Annotated in this window: 21 protein-coding genes; 1 reads left to right on the forward strand and 20 read right to left on the reverse strand. The window is 39.2% G+C overall.

The window, feature by feature from the left end:
• Positions 1-51 precede the first annotated feature (51 nt).
• Genes J2S17_RS14305 through J2S17_RS14335 form a run of 7 tightly spaced genes read right to left on the reverse strand, consistent with a single transcriptional unit; the run spans position 52 to position 5,641 of the window.
• Positions 52-1,035, reverse strand: coding sequence for a biotin--[acetyl-CoA-carboxylase] ligase (locus J2S17_RS14305; protein ID WP_307475958.1), 984 nt, complete (start codon positions 1,033-1,035; stop codon positions 52-54).
• Positions 1,035-2,219, reverse strand: coding sequence for a CCA tRNA nucleotidyltransferase (locus J2S17_RS14310; RefSeq protein WP_307475960.1), 1,185 nt, complete (start codon positions 2,217-2,219; stop codon positions 1,035-1,037). The genes J2S17_RS14305 and J2S17_RS14310 overlap by 1 nt, the downstream gene beginning before the upstream one ends.
• Positions 2,216-3,358 (reverse strand): N-acetyl-alpha-D-glucosaminyl L-malate synthase BshA, encoded by a 1,143-nt coding sequence (gene bshA / locus J2S17_RS14315; protein WP_307475962.1) that lies wholly within the window; start codon positions 3,356-3,358, stop codon positions 2,216-2,218. The genes J2S17_RS14310 and bshA overlap by 4 nt, the downstream gene beginning before the upstream one ends.
• A 1-nt stretch (position 3,359) precedes the next feature.
• Entirely contained in the window at positions 3,360-4,070 is a 711-nt protein-coding gene (gene bshB1, locus J2S17_RS14320) for a bacillithiol biosynthesis deacetylase BshB1 (protein ID WP_307475964.1), read from the reverse strand.
• Entirely contained in the window at positions 4,057-4,482 is a 426-nt protein-coding gene (gene mgsA, locus J2S17_RS14325) for a methylglyoxal synthase (protein WP_307475966.1), read from the reverse strand. The genes bshB1 and mgsA overlap by 14 nt, the downstream gene beginning before the upstream one ends.
• Positions 4,483-4,496: 14 nt before the next feature.
• Positions 4,497-5,297: a 4-hydroxy-tetrahydrodipicolinate reductase gene (gene dapB, locus J2S17_RS14330; RefSeq protein ID WP_307475968.1), complete on the reverse strand. Its 801-nt coding sequence runs from the start codon at positions 5,295-5,297 to the stop codon at positions 4,497-4,499.
• Entirely contained in the window at positions 5,294-5,641 is a 348-nt protein-coding gene (locus J2S17_RS14335) for a nucleotide pyrophosphohydrolase (protein ID WP_307475969.1), read from the reverse strand. Before J2S17_RS14335 ends, dapB begins: the two co-directional genes overlap by 4 nt.
• Before the next feature lie 225 nt (positions 5,642-5,866).
• On the opposite strand from J2S17_RS14335, the gene J2S17_RS14340 reads away from it, so the two are divergent.
• The gene (locus J2S17_RS14340) at positions 5,867-6,739 is read left to right on the forward strand and encodes a YitT family protein (RefSeq protein WP_307475971.1); all 873 of its coding nucleotides are present in this window, start codon (positions 5,867-5,869) and stop codon (positions 6,737-6,739) included.
• A gap of 50 nt (positions 6,740-6,789) precedes the next feature.
• On the opposite strand, the gene J2S17_RS14345 is transcribed toward J2S17_RS14340, so the two are convergent.
• The 13 genes from J2S17_RS14345 to J2S17_RS14405 all read right to left on the reverse strand — a co-directional run bounded on the left by J2S17_RS14345 (position 6,790) and on the right by J2S17_RS14405 (position 19,019).
• Positions 6,790-7,467: a zinc metallopeptidase gene (locus J2S17_RS14345; protein WP_307475973.1), complete on the reverse strand. Its 678-nt coding sequence runs from the start codon at positions 7,465-7,467 to the stop codon at positions 6,790-6,792.
• 603 nt (positions 7,468-8,070) lie between these two features.
• Positions 8,071-8,856 carry a sporulation protein YpjB gene (gene ypjB, locus J2S17_RS14350; RefSeq protein ID WP_307475975.1) on the reverse strand — a complete coding sequence of 262 codons (786 nt, stop codon included), beginning with the start codon at positions 8,854-8,856 and terminating at the stop codon, positions 8,071-8,073.
• Positions 8,857-9,140: 284 nt separating this feature from the next.
• Positions 9,141-9,908 (reverse strand): sporulation protein YunB, encoded by a 768-nt coding sequence (yunB, locus tag J2S17_RS14355; RefSeq protein WP_307475976.1) that lies wholly within the window; start codon positions 9,906-9,908, stop codon positions 9,141-9,143.
• A 65-nt stretch (positions 9,909-9,973) separates the two neighbouring features.
• Positions 9,974-10,570 carry a lipoprotein heptaprenylglyceryl N-acetyltransferase LhaT gene (gene lhaT / locus J2S17_RS14360; protein WP_307475978.1) on the reverse strand — a complete coding sequence of 199 codons (597 nt, stop codon included), beginning with the start codon at positions 10,568-10,570 and terminating at the stop codon, positions 9,974-9,976.
• A gap of 188 nt (positions 10,571-10,758) precedes the next feature.
• Positions 10,759-11,526 carry a menaquinol-cytochrome c reductase cytochrome b/c subunit gene (locus tag J2S17_RS14365; RefSeq protein ID WP_307475980.1) on the reverse strand — a complete coding sequence of 256 codons (768 nt, stop codon included), beginning with the start codon at positions 11,524-11,526 and terminating at the stop codon, positions 10,759-10,761.
• A 34-nt stretch (positions 11,527-11,560) separates the two neighbouring features.
• Positions 11,561-12,235, reverse strand: a complete 675-nt coding sequence (gene qcrB / locus J2S17_RS14370) for a menaquinol-cytochrome c reductase cytochrome b subunit (RefSeq protein ID WP_307475982.1) — start codon at positions 12,233-12,235, stop codon at positions 11,561-11,563.
• Positions 12,236-12,248: 13 nt separating this feature from the next.
• Positions 12,249-12,746, reverse strand: coding sequence for a Rieske (2Fe-2S) protein (locus J2S17_RS14375; RefSeq protein WP_307475985.1), 498 nt, complete (start codon positions 12,744-12,746; stop codon positions 12,249-12,251).
• 149 nt (positions 12,747-12,895) lie between these two features.
• A complete protein-coding gene (locus J2S17_RS14380; protein ID WP_307475987.1) occupies positions 12,896-13,360 on the reverse strand; it encodes a YpiF family protein in 465 nt (154 codons plus the stop codon).
• 158 nt (positions 13,361-13,518) lie between these two features.
• A complete protein-coding gene (locus tag J2S17_RS14385) occupies positions 13,519-14,064 on the reverse strand; it encodes a ReoY family proteolytic degradation factor (protein WP_307475989.1) in 546 nt (181 codons plus the stop codon).
• 92 nt (positions 14,065-14,156) lie between these two features.
• Positions 14,157-15,419, reverse strand: a complete 1,263-nt coding sequence (locus J2S17_RS14390) for a tetratricopeptide repeat protein (RefSeq protein ID WP_307475991.1) — start codon at positions 15,417-15,419, stop codon at positions 14,157-14,159.
• A gap of 19 nt (positions 15,420-15,438) precedes the next feature.
• Complete coding sequence (locus tag J2S17_RS14395) at positions 15,439-16,344, reverse strand: hypothetical protein (RefSeq protein ID WP_307475992.1); 906 nt, start codon at positions 16,342-16,344, stop codon at positions 15,439-15,441.
• A 235-nt stretch (positions 16,345-16,579) separates the two neighbouring features.
• On the reverse strand, positions 16,580-17,872 hold the full coding sequence (aroA, locus tag J2S17_RS14400) for a 3-phosphoshikimate 1-carboxyvinyltransferase (protein WP_307475994.1): 1,293 nt from the start codon (positions 17,870-17,872) through the stop codon (positions 16,580-16,582).
• Between the two features lie 40 nt (positions 17,873-17,912).
• A complete protein-coding gene (locus J2S17_RS14405; protein WP_307475996.1) occupies positions 17,913-19,019 on the reverse strand; it encodes a prephenate dehydrogenase in 1,107 nt (368 codons plus the stop codon).
• Positions 19,020-19,134 lie beyond the last annotated feature (115 nt).

The following is a 19,134-nucleotide window of genomic DNA, read 5'->3' on the forward strand; positions in this document are numbered from 1 at the left end:
GCAAATATATGAATCCTTTGACTAGAGGAAATTCTCTCTTACCGTTTATTATTAACTGTTAATTTCTATATCTGCGGAATAAACATGGTGGGTCTTCCCAGATTGGTCTTCAATGATTAATACACCATCGTCCTTGATCCCCAGTGCTTTCCCTTCAATTGATCCAGTCAAAGTTCTGGCAATTATGTTTTTACCAATGCTGATCGCATAGCCTTCCCATAATAATTTTATAGGATAAAACCCTTTTTCCAGATATATAGTATAAAGGTTTTCCAGTTTAAGCAGAAGCACCTGAATCAATTCAGCTCTTGATACCTTTTCCCCTTTTTCAATCGAAAGTGAGGTTGCAACTTCCTTCAGCTCGTTCGGGTAATCTTCAGGTTTCTGATTCACATTGATACCGATTCCCATAATGATGGAAACAATCCGATCAGCATCAGACTGCATTTCAGTCAGAATGCCCGTAATCTTCTTGCCATTTAAGAGTACATCATTAGGCCATTTAATTTCCGGCTGCAAGCCCGTTACTTCCTCTATTGCCTGAACCACTGCAACAGCTGCGATTAATGTCAGCTGGGGTGCCTTGTGTGGAGGAAGGTTTGGGCGTAATATGATACTCAGCCACACTCCTGTATATTTTGGAGCATACCATTTGCGATCCATCCTTCCTCTTCCTGAGGACTGCTCTTCAGCAACAACAATGGTTCCTTCTACCGCCTCTTCATTCGAAAGGCGATGGGCTATCTTTTGTGTCGAATCGACCGTTTCTTCATAATAAATATGCTTGCCCAGCGTTTTTGTTTTTAGACCGAATCTGATTTCATCGGCAGTAACTTTCTCAGCAGTGCTTATGATTCTGTAGCCTTTTCGTCTGACTGCCTCGAGTTCAAATCCCTCTTTTCTCAAGTTCTCCATATGCTTCCATACTGCAGTTCTTGAGCATCCAAGTAAATCGGCAATGGCTTGTCCTGATAAATATTCGTCTTTATTATTAGTAAAAGCATCCAGCAGCTTTTTTCTCAATTCTGATTGCATTATAAAAGCCACTCCCTTATCGCATGTTTTGTATTCTCTATTTCCCTGGTAACAACTGCTTTTTCCACTCTATCAAGCTCCTCTTTTATCCAAGGGCCTGCAGGCAGGTTAAACCAGTGTATTAAGTCATTTCCTGATACATTTAAATGACTTCTATCTGTAATTGGCAGCTGCCCATAGGCTGCAGTCAGCTCATATGCTTGCTGATCACTCTTTTGACCGGTAATCACTTCATAAAGCCTATTTGCACTTATTGCTGCTTGTTCACCAGCTTGATATAAGGATATATGATTAAACTTAGCTGTTAATCTGTATTCTAACCATTCTGATAATTGATTGATATATTTCGCCTTCTTGCCAGGAAGTCTCCAGCTTCTCAAAAATGCTTTCCTTCCATCTTCCGTCATTTCAAAAACCTGTAAGAGCAAAACCCACATCTCTTCCAATGACAGCTCTGTATAATCATATTTTTCAAGCTTTAACAATTGATCCAGTCTCGAAGAAAGGTCTGGCAAGTATAAATATAAACCTGTTTCTGTTAAGCATTTCAATGCCCTTTTTCGATTTCTACCAATTAGCAGCTTATTGAACTCCGCAAGTTTTCGCTCAACAGCAATATGAGTTAATAAGCTGCCTTTTGTTTTTAAAGCCTCATATGTATGAATCTCAATTTCAAATTGCAGTTGACTATGGAATCTCAATGCCCTCATCATGCGCAACGCATCTTCTGTAAAGCGTTCCTCCGCTTTACCTACTGTTTGAATGATTTTATCTTTAATCGCTTGAACCCCGCCATACGGGTCAATAAAACGACCGTCTTTATTTAGCGCAATTGCATTCATTGTGAAGTCTCTTCGCTGTAAATCTTCGTCAAGACTTCTAATGAACTGAACCTCTGACGGCCGTCTATAATCAACATATTCGGACTCTGTCCTGAAGGTCGTTACCTCATAGGGCACCCCTTCATATAACACAATAATGGTCCCGTGCTCGATGCCTACATCAATTGTCCTATCAAAGATCGTTTTTATTTCTTCTGGTGTGGCTGAGGTTGCAATATCAATATCTGCTATGTCTTTGCCAAGAATGGAGTCCCGAACCGATCCCCCAACAAAATAGGCTTCATAGCCTGCTTGTTCAAGGTTCTGCAAGATAGGCGTCGCTTTTTGAAAAGTCATATTCATTGATCTTCACCACTTAATAATTGATTATAAATCTCTTCATATTGAGAGACAATTTTTTCAGCACTAAAAGAGTTTGAGACTGTTGCTAGAGATGCTCGCGAGAATGAACGATGAAGCGCTTCATCAGTTAAAAGCTCAAGCGCTTTTTCAGCTATCCCTTCAATATCACCGAGTTGACAGATGAATCCGTTTCTCCCGTCTGAAATGACCTCCGGAATTCCTCCTATATTTGTGCCAATACAAGGTACACCACAAGCCATTGCTTCCAGTGCCACTAGGCCAAAGCTTTCTTTCTCTGATAGCAGGAGCATGAGGTCACTGATTGAATATAATTCCTCCACATTATCCTGCTTCCCAAGAAACAGCACCCGTCCACTTAGAGATAAATCGTCTACAAGTTTGCTGACCTCATTCATCAGAGGGCCATCACCCACTAATAAAAGCCTTGCATCGGTTTTTGATGAAATATGCCCAAAAGCTCTTACAACATCCGGCACCCTTTTGACGCCTCGGAAGTTAGATACATGAATGACTACCTTCTCATCCTCACCTATTCCAAACTCTTTTTTCAGATAAGAAGAATCCTTCTTATTATAAACACGCTCATCAATGAAATTATAGACGGGCAGAATTGTTTTATCCGGCTTTATTAAATCATATGTCTGCGTTATTAATGCATTGGAAACGGCCGTCACTGCATCCGATTGCTCAATCCCAAACTTAATTGCATCTGTAAGGGAGGAGTCATAACCTAGTACAGTGATGTCTGTACCATGTAGTGTGGTTACGATTTTCACTTCCCTCCCGCTCATTTGTTTAGCCAGAATGGCACAAATCGCGTGAGGTACGGCATAATGCACATGAAGCAAATCAAGTTTTTCTCTTTTAATTACTTCTGCCATTTTACTTGCAAGAGCAATATCATAGGGTGCATATTGGAATACCGAATATTGATTAACCTCTACTTGATGATAAAAAATATTATGATACATTTTATTTAAACGAAAAGGTAAGCTCGAAGAAATAAAATGAATTTCATGTCCATTCTCCGCTAACATTTTTCCTAATTCGGTTGCGATTACACCAGAGCCGCCTACGGTTGGATAACAGGTGATGCCAATTTTTAATTTATCTTTCATATTATACTCCAAACAAATCCTTATCAATTATGATAGGTTTTTTCATTTTAAATCCTTCAGCATACTCGACGCCAGCTTGTTTCCCGAACAATCCTTCTCTTGCTTTAATCATGTCAATATATCCATTCACCAATGGGGTATCAATTGAATCTTTTGTTTTAATAAATTGACTCTTATATGCTTGCAGACTGTCTATTTTACATTGAATATGGTCGGTAACATCGATCACGAAATCAGGTTCATGAAAGCCATTAATCATGTAAAAATATGTATTTGAGACACGGTGAGCCGGGTACCCGCCTACTGCTTCGTATTTTTTTACACCTGCCGAAAAGACCGCTTCTTCAACAATGCGTGCAGCATTCCCATGGTCAGGATGACGGTCAACCTGGTAAGGAGCAAACACAACTGAAGGCTGATATTTTCTGATAACCGCTACAACTTTTTGTATATGCTCTTCATTTAAGTACAGTCCTCTATCGGGAATGTTTAATGTCTCCCTCACTTCTGCATAAAGGATTTCTGATGCCTTCTTAGCTTCCTCTTTACGCAACTCCACTGTTCCGTTTGAAGAATATTCAGCTTCTGTTAAATCACAGATTCCGACTTTCATTCCTTGCGAGCCATATTTTGCAATTGTGCCCCCCATGCCAATCTCTACATCATCAGCATGTGCGCCAATTGCCAATATATCCAGTTTAATCGAGTTCATGATGTTCTCCCTTTTCTCCGCGAACGATTTTTCTCCAAGAAAGATCACCACGTTCTAATCCTTTAATAATTACTTCTGCTGTGCCCATATTCGTCGCTAGAGGGACCGAATAAACATCACATAACCGAATTAATGCAGCAATATCGGGTTCATGCGGCTGAGCCGTTAATGGATCTCGAAAGAAAAGAACGACATCCATTTTATTATTCGCAATCATTGCACCAATTTCCTGGTCACCGCCGAAGGGACCTGATTGAAATCGATGCACTTGAAGACCTGTTTCCTGTTCAATTCTCAAGCCGGTTGTCCCTGTGGCAAAAAGCGTATGCTCTTCCAAGGTTTTAATATAGGCTGTTGCAAAGCGGACGATATCATTCTTCTTTTTATCATGTGCGATTAAAGCGATATTCATCAGTAAGCCCCCAATTAATCAATGATGTTTTCCAAACCGTATACTAATGTATCGATTTTTAAGACTGTATCAACTGCTAGTTTAACTCCTGACATAAAGGAAGCACGATTGTAAGAATCATGACGAATCGTTAATGTTTGTCCACTTGCACCAAACATTACTTGCTGATGAGCTATTAAGCCAGGCAAACGCACAGAATGGATATGCATTCCATCAAATTCTGCTCCTCTTGCACCAGCGATTGTTTCTTTCTCATCCGGATGTCCTTGCTTCTTACCTTCTCTCACTTCGGCAATCATTTCTGCTGTCTTTACGGCCGTACCTGAAGGCGCATCCAGCTTTTGATCATGATGCAATTCAATAATCTCAACATCATCAAAGAACTTTCCAGCCATTTGGGAAAACTTCATCATGAGTACCGCTCCCAATGCAAAGTTAGGTGCGATGATTGCTCCGATCCCTTTATCATGGCAAATTGATTCTAACTCCCGTAAATTCTCTTGTGAAAATCCTGTTGTGCCAACTACTGGCCGTACCCCATATTCAAGGGCAGTTTTTGTATGATGCATTCCTACTTCCGGTGTAGTCAGGTCAATAAGAACGTCAGGCTTAACCTCTTGCAAACATCCAGAAATCTCTGTAAACACGGGAGCACTTACGCCATTAAAACCATCAAAATCACTTAGTTTTCCCCCACCATTTTTATGATCCAATACAGCGACAAGCTCATATCCTTCTGTTTCTTCTATAAGTTTTACTGCTTCACTACCCATTCTTCCGCGTGGTCCGGCGATGACAATTTTGACTGTATTCATGATTGATCTTCTCCCTCTGCTATTTTAGTCCAACGATCTTTATCTCTTGTATTAAATTTGTGCATGACACCATCATGCGCCTCTGTTAAATCAATATTTAATGAATTAGCAAGGCAAATAAGAACAAAAAGCATATCTCCCATTTCCTCTTCAATCGCTTTTTCATCTTCACTATTTTTTTTCGGCTTCTCACCAAAATGATGATTCACTTCACGCGCGAGCTCACCTAATTCTTCTGTCATTCTCGCCAGCATTGCCAGCGGGCTAAAGTAGCCTTCTTTAAATTGACCTATGTATTGATCTACTTCTCTTTGCAATTCCTTCATGGATTTTTCCTCAGCCATGGTGTATCACCTCTATTGAAAAAGTATCTTGTTTTAACTATCAAATAAAATAAATGATGTACATATCCTCTTCCATGTTAGCTAAATCATTCAGTTTTTACAATAATATCCCCTCAAAAAGCTATTCTTACTTGTTTTTTTAGCGTCTTATTGCTCTTATAAGAACTATCTTATATAATTAGATACGCTTGTCTGTGTGTGATTAATAGGCATTGGAGGATCATTATGTTATCTGGTTTAAAAATTAAAAATATCATCTTTATTTTACTAGGTTCGGCTATTTTTTCCTTCGGCATTGTTCACTTCAACATGCAGAACAATTTATCTGAAGGCGGGTTTACTGGTATTACACTGCTTCTCTTCTTCCTGTTTGACTGGGACCCATCTTATACAAACTTAATACTAAATATCCCACTTTTCTTTATCGGCTGGAAGTTGCTTGGAAGAAAGGCATTTATATATACCATTATTGGAACGGTCAGCGTTTCTGTCTTTTTATGGATCTTTCAGCGCTTTCAAATCAATATGCCGCTCCAAGATGACCTTACATTAGCCGCATTATTTGCCGGGGTCTTTATCGGTATTGGATTAGGCACAATCTTTAGGTTTGGCGGAACAACAGGTGGAGTAGATATTATCGCACGACTGGTCAATAAATACGCTGGTGTCAGCATGGGTAAAACGATGTTTGTCTTTGATGCTTGTGTAATTATCGTATCTCTTATCTTCTATCTAAGCTACCCAGAAGCCATGTATACACTCGTTGCCGTCTTTGTTGGTGCTAGAGTCATTGACTTTATGCAGGAAGGCGCATACGCAGCAAGAGGAGCCATGATTATATCCGAGAAAAATGAGGAAATCTCCGCGAAGATTATGAACGAGATGGAAAGAGGCGTAACCGTCTTAAAAGGCCAAGGCTCGTTTACTAAATTAGAACGTGATGTTTTATATTGTGTAGTAGCCAAAAATGAATTAACAAGGCTTAAGGGTCTGATTAATTCAGTGGATCCTCACGCTTTCGTTACAATGACTCAAGTTCATGATGTTTTAGGCGAAGGCTTTACATTCGATGAAAATAAAAAGCCGCTTGAAAAATAACGCATAAAAAAGAAGACCTTTGTAGTAGAGGTCTTCTTTTTCCATTATGATCAATCGTTGTTTCTCATCCCTACAAACATAAGAACGAAACGAAGTAATTCAACAATAGCAATAACTGTTGCAGCAACATAAGTTAAAGCAGCTGCATTCAGCACTTTTTTTGCACTGCCTTCTTCGTCATTTCTAATTAATCCAGAACCGACCATAGAGGTCAATGCACGTGAGCTGGCATTAAATTCGACTGGCAGCGTAACAACCTGGAATAAAACAGCAGCTGCGAAGAAGATAATACCTAACAGAAGCATGTTTGTAGATGCAAACAGCATGCCCGCAAGGATAAAAAAGAAAGAAAACTTTGATCCGGCATTGGCTACAGGAACGAGTTTATGGCGAACGCGCAAGAAAGCATAATCCTCTGCATCCTGAACCGCGTGTCCTACTTCATGAGTAGCTACAGATACAGCAGCGATAGAAGAACCATAATAGTTGTTCTCAGATAAGCGAACGACCTTTGAACTTGGATCATAATGGTCGGATAACTGTCCTTTTACCGGTTCAATGGATACATTATATAAGCCATTCTCATCCAAGACTTTTCTGGCCGCCTGAGCACCAGTCATGCCTGAAGAAGCAGGAATCTTTAAATGCTTATTATACGTATTCTTTAAATACATTTGTATGATAATCGGCAACGCCATGATGATGATAAAATAAATCAAAAACGTCATAAAAAATTGACCTCCTAAAAGATAAAAAAATAAGTTTCCCTCTTTATTATCCCCGATATCAGAAAATTCAAGTAATTCCTTAAACTTCCATAAAGATAATAATGCTGTTAGAACTAGCAGGCACACTCCCACATGAATATTAGGACAGGTGTTTACCACAACCTGACAAAATTCATTGTTTTGATCGGATTTTATAATTTGGGGAATTAAAAAACACCAGCGGATTTTTTATTGTTATGCTCAATCCTGCTGCTTTATAAACGCGGCCTGAGATATAACACGATACATTGTCATAAAATAAGTTTATCAATTGACTTAATCGGCTATATGCTTTCAATATACACGAGGACACAAAAGAGATAACATTTTGCCCTAATCACTTTGCAAGTGATTAGGATAGGCTCAGCCTAAAAGCAAGATATCAATCAACTGAGCCGGGAGTATTTCCCTCTATATTGCATATTAAATCTGAAACCCCCCTATCTCTAAAATAAATATTCTTTTGCATCAAATCATTTCCCTTAAAGAATGAAGTGATGAGAAAGAAATATTTATATAGCTTTGTTCCTATTTTACCTTGTTTACATAGGGGAGTTCAAACATTTAGCTTTCACTCTTTTTTTCTTTTTTCTTATCTCCTTTATATTTTCTCCAGCCAACATAAGATAATGTAAGAATGATGATACTGCCAGTAGAAATAATAACCCACCAAAGTGAAGGATCAGCTTCATCTTCCGAAACCTCATCAAAAATCATTTGCAAGTCTGAATCCAGGGACTCAAGCTCTTCCTGACTCTCCACTTTCTCCAACACTTGTGATCGATATTTATCGATAAAGGTGACCCTTGCATCTAATTGCTGCATCCGGTCAGGTTCAACATCTATTTTCAAACTTGGATAGATAATGTCATACAATGCTAAAAAGGAATTTAAATTCGCATGAAAATTCTCTCGATCCCCCGCCTGTACTGACTCCTTGACATTTCCAAGCACAGACATTACCGGAGCTTTCATTTCAGTCCACATCGGCTGATATGACGAAGAAAGTGTATCCATAACTAAGCGGAATTTGATCACACTGTTTAAGCGTTCATCATGATTCATCGATACGCTCGCTGCAGCTTGTACAGCTTCATTATGCGACGCAGTCAGCACTCTAAGCTCATCCATTGTGAGAAGGTTATTCGTCCCCGTTACAACCACAAATTGATCAGAGAAATACTGTAACAGCTTTTTTGCATCCTCATATCGATGGAGCTTGACCATTTGAAGTGCTTCATCAGAAATCTGATCTAATTTTTCAAGTGATGAGTTATTTTTATCTGCATTCGCCATATACGGAAAAACACAGGCTAATACGAGTAAAATGACCAATAATCTAACTTTCATACCTACTTGTCCCCCCTCAAATTACTATTAAAAATGTATGTGAGGGTGGACAAGGTTAGACCATGAATATTATTTTAGGTGTTTTATTTCCCATTGTGTAAATATAGAACAGTTCCATACCATTTTTCAAGACAGATACAAAACGAGAACATTCATTTGCAATGATTCTTATCTTTACTTCTGTAAGATCAACCCCTTTTATCTTATTAAGATGCTTCACTATCTATTGATTTAGCAAAAATTGAGCATTATGTATAAAAAAAGCCAACAAAGGTTGGCATTTTTCATCGTCCTTCCGGAATAATGATTGGATTGACTTCACTTTGACCTTTTCCGCCCCCGTTATAATACTGAGGTACTTTACCCGGCAATAACAAATCACCTATTTTTACTGAGTTGGACACTTCAATATTACGTTCCATCAGTGGAATAATTACTTTCATTTGCACATTTATTTTCACGTAAATCTCGATAAATGTATTGTTAATTCCCGTCTCAATTACCTTTGTTTCAACATTAGAAACAACATCGCCAAGAAATTCAAAACGTATGGGCACTTTAGGACCGAAGTTTGAAAAGAGCGTAATTTTTGTTGCCATTCCAAGTGGAATAGCATAAATAATTCCGCCTTCTGACCGCGAAGCATCAAAATCAATAAATTCGTCGTTCTTAAAAGCTTCCAGCTCCTCGAGATCACCCTTCTCCACTAGGTTCAAATATTCTTGAACTCTAAGTGTCGTTTCTGAAATCACACGATTATATATTTGGGGATTTGTGCTATAACTTGTTTCCTCCCCTTCGCCATGCTTAATAATCAATTCTCTTACATCTATATTTTCAGAGATTTCCTTTGCTATTGCATCATTGATTGCTTGTGCAGAAAATTGCCTTGCTCTTGTTTCTGCGATATCTATTAATACCGGTTCTATATTCTTATTGATTATAAGCACACCTGATAAGGTAAGAAGGGTAAAAACAATAAAAGTAATGAGCATCACATATTTAAACGGTAGCGGGCCTTTTAACGGCCTTCTTATTCTCCTTCTCTTCACTCTAGCGCCCTCCCTTTGTACAATATATGTTTGTACAGGGAAAATAAAACAGCTTTCGAATGCGATTAGTTAGGAAGGTTTAAAGAAAATCGATTCTTCCGTAAGCAAAGATAATAAGTAATGGCAATTGAAAAGATGCTTAACCAGAACGTAAAATAACCAATCTGCGGCATATACGCATCCAGCATTGAATAACGAGGCATCATAAAGAATACATAATCAATGACATCATTATGCAGCGTCCAAATAGCAGCCACCACAAGATGCCATAGTTTCAATCGATAAAACGGGGCATAAAGCACCCCTTGCACCGCCATTGCTCCATGAGAAATTATGAGCATCAACGCAGCTGGATCAGCGTCACCTGTCACATTAATTACAAGCAAGTTCATCACTACTGCCCAAACACCATACTTTACCAGCGTGACGATGGCCAGCGCTTCCAATAACGGCCAATTTTTCCCCAGTAAAAACGCAAGTAAAACAAACACAAAAAAAAGACTGGCTGTTGGACTATCAGGTACAAAAGGTAAAAAGATTGGCGGAGTGTCAATCAACTGCCACTTATACCAATAGTAGCCATATACAGTACCAACCGTGTTAATAATTAGTAATAAGAGAAGCACTGTTCGATTTCCCAGAATGGGATAGATCCATTTCATTATTTATCCTCACCATAATATTAATTATTTTTGATTCTTCTTGCTTGGGGAATGCCTTAATCTATCTTGAATATACGAGATTTAAACAATATCAGATAGGGTCGCACCATTCCATTTTATAATCTTCGAAGTTCTGGGTTTAGCATTCGTATAAAAAAGAAGCTGACTTGCGGTCAGCTTCTTTGGTTTTATTCACTTTCAATACTTGAAATAAATTCTACAACTTTGTTAAGCTCTTCATCAGTACCTGTAAAGATACCCGCAGGCATAGCTCCTCTACCGTTTACGATAACGTCATGAATTTCTTCAGGACTTAAATCAACTTCGACAAGTGCCGGTGCACCAGCACCACCCTGCAGTTCATTACCATGACAAGTCAAACATGTGTTAGCTTCCATAAGCTTATAGCCTTCTGCTTCTGTATCAATCTCGGCATCTGCAACAATCTTACCTTGTTGAGCAGCCGCTTCCCAGTCATGGTGAGCAACTGATTCCCAAGTTAGGAATGTTACGCCTGCGATTGCCAATAGCATAAAGCCTGTCGCAAAAGGACGTTTTGATGGTTTTCGCTCAGGTCCGCGATCTAGGAATGGAGCAAGTAACAACGCACCAAATACTAAACCTGGAATAATGAAAGCACCAATTGCATTGTATGGTCCAGATGCGTAAGTATATTTAAGCAATTGATATAAGAATAAGAAATACCAGTCTGGCAGCGGAATATAAGCAGTGTCACTTGGGTCCGCAATTTTTTCTAATGGAGGCTCATGAGCAATTGTTAAACATAAAAACCCGATAAGGAAAACAGCACCAACCATCCATTCCTTTAATAGGAAGTTCGGCCAGAAAGCTTCTGTTTTGCCTGGATATTCCGAATAGTCTTTCGGAATGAAGGTTTTTTGTTCAGCAGAAACACGTGAATCTCCTACGAATTTCATACCTTTTCCACGATGCATATAGCAATTCCCCTCCTTCTTCTAAGAGATCATCTTACAATGGTCCAGAAATACCTTGTTTACGAATCATAATGAAATGGGCAGCCATTAAGGCAAATAGTGCAGCTGGCAAGAAGAATACATGAATCGCAAAGAAACGTGTAATCGTCTGTGCACCAACAATGCTAGAATCACCAGCAATAAGAATTTTTAAGTAATCTCCTATAAGCGGTGTTGATTCAATAATCTGCATTGTAACTTTTGTTGCGAATAACGCCTTCATATCCCATGGTAACAAGTATCCAGTTAACCCAAGAGCAAGCATGACGAAGAAAATAAGAACACCGACAATCCAGTTTAACTCACGCGGTTTCTTGTATGCGCCCTGGAAGAATACACGTAAAGTATGTAAAAACATCATAACAATTACTAAGCTTGCGCCCCAGTGGTGCATTCCACGGACTATTTGTCCAAACGCTACATGGTTTTGCAAGTAATAAACTGATTCCCATGCATTTTTGATATCCGGTACATAGTACATAGTTAAGAACATACCAGATAAAATTTGAATTACGGTAACAAAGAACGTTAGACCTCCGAAGCAGTATACAAACGCAGAAAAGTGATGCGCTGGATTTACGTGCTCTGGTACTTCATGGTCTGCTATATCGCGCCAAATTGGTGTAATATCTAAACGTTCATCTACCCAATCATAAATTTTATTGAACAATTATTACGCCTCCTTAGCGCGGTTCTGCTTTACCTAAATATAAGAACCCGTCTACTTCTTTAAATGAAAATACGTCTAATGGTGCAATTGGTGGAGTACCTGGTACGTTCATACCGTCTTTTTTATAAAGACCTCCATGACATGGACAATAAAAATGATCAGGATTCGATTTATCTGAATCCCAGTTAACTACGCAGCCTAAATGCTTACAAACTGGTGATAAGGCAACGATTTCGCCTTTGTCATCTTTGTAAACCCATGCGGTTCCAGATTCTTCTGAAGTATACCATGCATCAACTTGCTCAAACGTGTAATCAACCCTCGTAGGCTCTGTTGTGATTTCATCAATTTTTTGTTTCGTCGGGATAAAATCGCTTTCACCTTTTGCCTGCAGGACAGGATCGACTGCAAAACGCACCATCGGCATTAACATACCAGCTGCCATGAAACCGCCTACACCAGTAAGTGTGTAGTTTAGGAATTGACGTCTTGAAACACGATTTTTGCTCATACTTTTCCCCCCTCTATTATGAAGTTGAGTCCAACGGACATAGTTCAACACAATATAAAACTAGGACATACCAATGATATATCAATCTTTATTGAAGGTCAATATAATCCTGTAATGAATCATGGAAACTGTGTGACTAATATGACTCTTCAATCATTGTTTTGCCACTTTTTAACAAATAAATTCAACAGTTGTTTCACTTGATCTTCTAGAATTGAATTTTTATATTGGTCATCCATTGTTTCTAGCGGAATGGAAGGCATCCAAATGAGACTGCCATTTAGTTTCTCTTCTACAGTCTTCCAATCACTATCAGAAGTTATGTAAAAAATATGTTTAAATCCTTGAGAATTTAATTCATCTTCCCATTGCTGCACATCAGCGATAAGCTTGTCCTCAGTAACAGACTTTAAATAAGAGATTCCCGGCAGCATTAATAACCTACCTTTGAATTGCTTCTCTAATTGTCCGCTTAGCAAGCTAATAAACTCAGTCATTGCTACCGTTTGTTTAATATCCTCTCCAAATGAAACCGGTAAGAGAGGGATAACGACTGTATCAATATATTCTTTCTCTTTTATAAACAACTGAATATCCTGTGTATTCCACTTCATCCTATTCACTCCAATAACGTAAAATATTCCTTTTTATCATACCATGATACCCGCTGTCCTTCAAAAAGAGTCTGGCAATTTATTTTCTTTTTGAACAAATAGATTGAATAGGCTCACTAAAAATAACCAAACAAAAAGCCTGCTATAAAAGCAAGCTCCTAATTTTGCTGTAATTGATTTAATCTTTCGCTCAACATAGTAAAGGCTTCTTTGTCTAGTTGATCCAGCGCCTCATCGATTTCCTTTAAGAGCTTCTCTCTTTGAAACTTTTCTAAGCTTTCGGAAAGGAATTTTTCGGCAATGAGACGATCCTTTTCACTGATCCGCAGAGTTTTAGGCATAAACGGGTTTTCTTCCAATACAGCGGCATACTGATGCGCTTTGTTCGATGCATGAAAGTTTAGCTGGATAAAAATCTCCTCGTCACGATTTAAGCGAATATCATGGAAGGATTTCTCCGCATCTGTAGTCATTACATTTTCTTTGTAAAAGCGAAAAGGCGCTTCATCAACACAGTGGGTTGACATGATCAAGCCTCGCGGACAATATTGTGCCTGTTCTACAAAATGAACCTTTTCCATCAGCTGGTCGTGACTCATTAAATAATTTAAGATCCAGACACATTCTCTTCTCTTTAATTGATAATGATTAAGAAACCAACGAATAAAATCTTTTTTCTCATTGACAGATACAGGGGCCGTCATATTAGATTCCCTCCTCTGATGCAGCCTTAAAATAGATTAATCAGCTTTTCAGGGGACTTTTAGAAAATGATAGATTATGTTTTAATTCTAGTTTAGTTTTCGTCTAAAAGCCGCTGCAGTACATCCTGATATTCATCGTTGTTTGGTTCCATTGATATGAGCTCAGTAAAAACTTCGGCAGCCTCCTTCCTTTTTCCTTCTTCCATTAGAAAATATCCATAGTCGGCTAAGAAATCCGGCTGCTGTTTAAAGTAAGTATATGCTTGCTGATATTTGTTTAATGCCTGGGAATATTCTTCAAGGTGTTGATAGCTGACCGCTGCATCCCATAAAAGCTGGGGTTCAGCTGCATCCAAATTGTTCATCATATCAACAATTTCAATAATGTCATCGTATTTTTCCTGATTTAAAAATATTTTATTTAGCAACATGGCCGCTTCCATATATTCCGGATCAATAGCAAGTGCCTCTCGTAGTAATTCCACAGCCATTCCCTCATCCGCTTTTTTAAGTGACAGCTTCCCGCCATAAAAGTAGAGCTCTTTATTAAACTCGTCTTGCTTAATTCCCAGCTTTACTGTATTTATAGCATTTTCTACATCTTCTTCCCGTTCGTAGGCTTTAGCTAAATTGATATATAGGGAATGAAATTCAGGGTCAATATCCTTTAGCTCATTGAACTTTTCAATAGCCACACGGTTATAGCCTGCTTGCAGCGCAGTAAATGCATAACTAAATAATGTATGAATCTCCAGCTTATCGTCGAGCGCTTTTTCATAATAAGAGAGCGCTTCTTCAAATGCGCCTCCAGCACTTAAGCTCTCAGCCAGCCGTTGATTGATATTTACACCGCCAATGACTTCCTCCTGCTTCAATACCAATTCATATGCCCTAATCGCCTCTAAGAACTTTCCTTGCTCGGCAAAGAGCTCGCCTAAAGCGAAATCTATGATAGGCTCTTTCGGAAGGATTTTCTTTGCTTGAAGCAGTTTTTTTTCACTGACTTCATATAAACCTTCCATTTGATATAAATCAGCAAGCAGTAAAAGTGCTTGTGGAAAGCTTCCATCCTGGTCTTTTATTTTCTCAAGTGAAAGCATTGCTTCCTCTTCCTGTCCCAAGTCAATTAATGTTTCAGCAAGTAAAACGAGGAGCTCTCCTTCTTCTGGATAAGATTCAAGCAGTCTTTCGAACAGGACCTTCGCTTCTTCAAGAAAACCAAACTGCATGAGCTCTTCTCCCAGCAAGAACCTCTCTTCATGTGTCCCGCTTAGCAGTACTTCATTATATTTCTGCAAGGCCTCTTCATGAAGACCATTTTCTAATAAGGTAATGATTTTTTTTACTTTATCCATTATAAAATCCTTTCAAGGGCTAGTCTGCTAATTGATAGTATGATGGTGTCTTGATCATTACATACTCCCCAGACCCCGGTTTGAATGATAAATCATCTCCGGCTCTAATCACTCTACCTTTATGAACAGAGATAATGAGCCTCTCACTATGATAACGATATAACTCTAATTCTTCAATTTTTGTGATTTCCCTGCTCTTTAAATAAAAATTATATGAAAGTTCAAAACCATGGTGCAAATGAGACTTGAATGGAAAAATGCCAATTTTCGCTTGGGTGCTATATGTGAGCGGCAAGCCATCCTCAAGCTCTTCTTTAACAGAAGGCAGACGATGAGCCTCCATTAACTGTACCCATTTCTTGCTTTGCAGCATTCGCTCCTTTGGATCTTCAGCAGTGAAAATAGGAATAAGAGGGCTGTTGTAAGGAAAAAGTGCTTCACGCACCCATCCCCAAGGAACCGCCTCGAGCTCTTCTACATCTTTGATCTCAACAAAAATGGCAGGAATCTTTTCATGTTTGCTTTGCAATATAAAGCTTTGCTTTAATAACCGAACCGGAATTTGTACTCCAATAATATAATCAACTGGGCAGTTTAGCAAATTTGTTCTCATCTTCATAAGCTCGTCATGCAACTGATGCTCATAATTAATTGCTACTGTGGTTAAGAACGTCATGCAACCTTTCAATATCATTTCTTCAATATAAAACGCTTTTCCTTCCTTGACCGTCTGGTGAATCGGAAAGTCTTTAATATACCGTACATGTGAGGGAGTCATGATATAGGATGAAGCATCCATTCTCATATACCGATACATCGGAAATGCATCTCTCACTGAAGAAATTCGACCGTTTTCAATTAAAAAAGAGGAAACAGTCTGAATGCCATTTTTTAATACATTTGCATTTTCTATAATATAAGTCATAAAACCACCCTTTTTTTAGTCTTATGACAAGCTATGAGGGCAAAAAGATTTTATGAACTTTTTTTAGTGTTGTAGGTTGGATTTTGGATTGGGAGTGCTGGGGTTTTTATTTATTTCCTATAGGCTGCTAGTTTCTAGTGGCTGCACTCGCTTTTCTCGCCGTTCCCTTATTGCTTCACCTGCTCACCAACATCCAAATCAAAATCGGCCTCCAATATAGGAGACCGATTTTGATTTACATTAAGCTTTCTAAGTGGGCGAAAAAATTCGGGTATGAGACGGATATGGCTTCTTCTTTCTCAAGCAACACTTTGTCGCTGCATATGGCTGCAGCAATAGCGAGCATCATGCCAATACGATGATCCCCATGACTCGAGACTGTGCTGCCGCCTTTTAGCTTGGTTTTGCCTTTTATGATCATTCCGTCTGGTGTAGCTTCAATCTGCGCACCTAGTTTCTTCAGTTCATTTACAACTGTATCGATACGGTTTGTCTCTTTTACCTTTAGTTCCTCTGCATCCTTAATCACCGTTGTTCCTTCTGCTTGGGTCGCTAACAGGGCGATGATAGGGATTTCATCTATTAATCTTGGGATGATCGTCCCTGACACAACAGTTGCCTTTAAAGAGGATGATCTTACGATGATATCCCCTACTGGCTCTTTATCCACATCAGTTGTTGTCGGGATGATGTCGAAGTCTGCTCCCATTGCAGACATTACATCGATAATGCCCGATCTTGTAGAATTAAGGCCAACATTTTTCAAGTGAATTTCACTATTTGGGATGATTGCGCCAGCAACCAGGAAAAATGCCGCAGATGAAATATCACCTGGAACATAAATGTCTGTTGCCGTTAGGGATTGTCCGCCATCGATTGAGATGGATCCCTCATTTACATTCACCGTTCCACCGAAAGCACGGATCATTCTTTCTGTATGGTCTCTCGTTTTTTCCGGTTCAATAATAGTTGTTTTCCCTTCTGCCTGAAGGCCAGCAAACAATAGGGCCGATTTCACTTGAGCACTTGCAACAGGAAGCTCATAGACTGCTCCCTTTAGCTGTCTCCCAGCTACTGATAGCGGTGTAAACTCTCCATTATTCCTGCCGTTTATAACAGCTCCAAATTGCGCTAGCGGCTTAGTCACTCTTGTCATTGGCCGTTTAGCTATCGATTCGTCGCCAAGCAATACTGAATGAAAGGGGCGCCCAGAAAGAATCCCCATAATTAAACGTATTGTCGTACCGGAATTACCTACATCCAAAATGTCTGAAGGCTCCATCAAGCCATCGAATCCCTTGCCATGGACTATCACTTCACCATCCTTTTGTTCTATTTGAACGCCAAGCTTTCGAAAACATTCAATCGTGCTTAGACAATCCTCGCCTAATAAAAAATTTGCAACAACTGTTTTTCCTTCTGCAATTGCACCGAACATAATGGATCGATGGGAAATAGACTTGTCCCCAGGTATAGATATTTCACCCCGAAGATTGGATAAGCCAGTCTGTAAGTTTTTAAGCTCCATATAAACACCTTCTCTTCAATTAGTTTCTATCATTATCATCTTACATTCCAATCGTTTGGTCAAAGTTTGTATGGTTTTGAATGCAGTCCATCGCCCGATCCCGATCTTCCTCCGTTTGAAAGCTAATAACAAGCACTCCATTAATTTCTTCTCTTGTCTCACGAATGCTAATATTCGTTATACTTATTTTCTCTTTAGCTAAATAGCCTGTTATTTCGGAAATCACACCTGGATAATCTGGAACATCAACAAATAAATCATAAAATGCAGGGATTGCCCCTTTTTGTTTTTGTGGTAATTCATCTCTAAACTGCTTCGCACCTAAAAAATAGGAAAAAATATCGTCTTTGTCTGCCATTTGCAATAGCGATTTCACTCGCTCCATTTCTACTTGCCAATCCTCTAACAAGGAAAGCAGCACATCGTTATTATGAATTAGAATATCACGCCACATTTCCGGGCTGCTTGAGGCAATCCGTGTAATATCTCTGAACCCGCCCGCTGCAAGCCTTGGAATCAATTTTTGCGACTCACTGCTTTTTTCAGCTTGGTGAACGAGGGAGGCTGCAATGATATGAGGAAAATGACTAATGACACCAGTTAAATGATCATGTTCATCTGGTGTGACCGTTATAAAACGCGCATTCGTACCCGCTAACCATCGCTGTAATGTCGCTATTGCTTCTTCAGGAATATGTGCCTCTGGTGTTAAAAGATAGAAGGCATTCTCAAATAGGATAGCTTTTGCTGCTTGCACGCCGCTTTTATGAGAACCCGCCATCGGATGACCCCCGATAAATACATTGCCGCTTTCCTTCAATCCAGCAGCCATTTTTACTATTTCCTTCTTAGTACTCCCTGCATCCGAAATGATGACATTATTTTTTAGATTCATTTTTGGTAAGGAAGCTAATATCCTGCCTGTTTCATTTACTGGCGCAGCAATTAATATGAGGTCTGCTGTTTCAGCACCTTCCTTAATCGATGATACGGTTTCATCAACGACACCGAGCATTTTACCTAATCTTGCCTGTTCGTCATTAATGTCATAGCCAACCAATACACTGTCTTGATGCAATTTTTTTATGGATAGTGCCAGGGAACCTCCGATTAGACCTAAGCCGATAATAAATACGCGGCCTCTCACAACACTTCACCCTCTTATAAGAAAAGCACCTAGCGCCTTGCTCACTCCCACAAGCATAAGATGAGCCTCCCGGAAATGTTTCTGGGAGGGTTTCCTAGACCGCCCGTGGGGGCAG

Origin of the sequence: Cytobacillus purgationiresistens (assembly GCF_030813235.1) — a bacterium.
Classification (GTDB): Bacteria; Bacillota; Bacilli; order Bacillales; family Cytobacillaceae; genus Cytobacillus; species Cytobacillus purgationiresistens.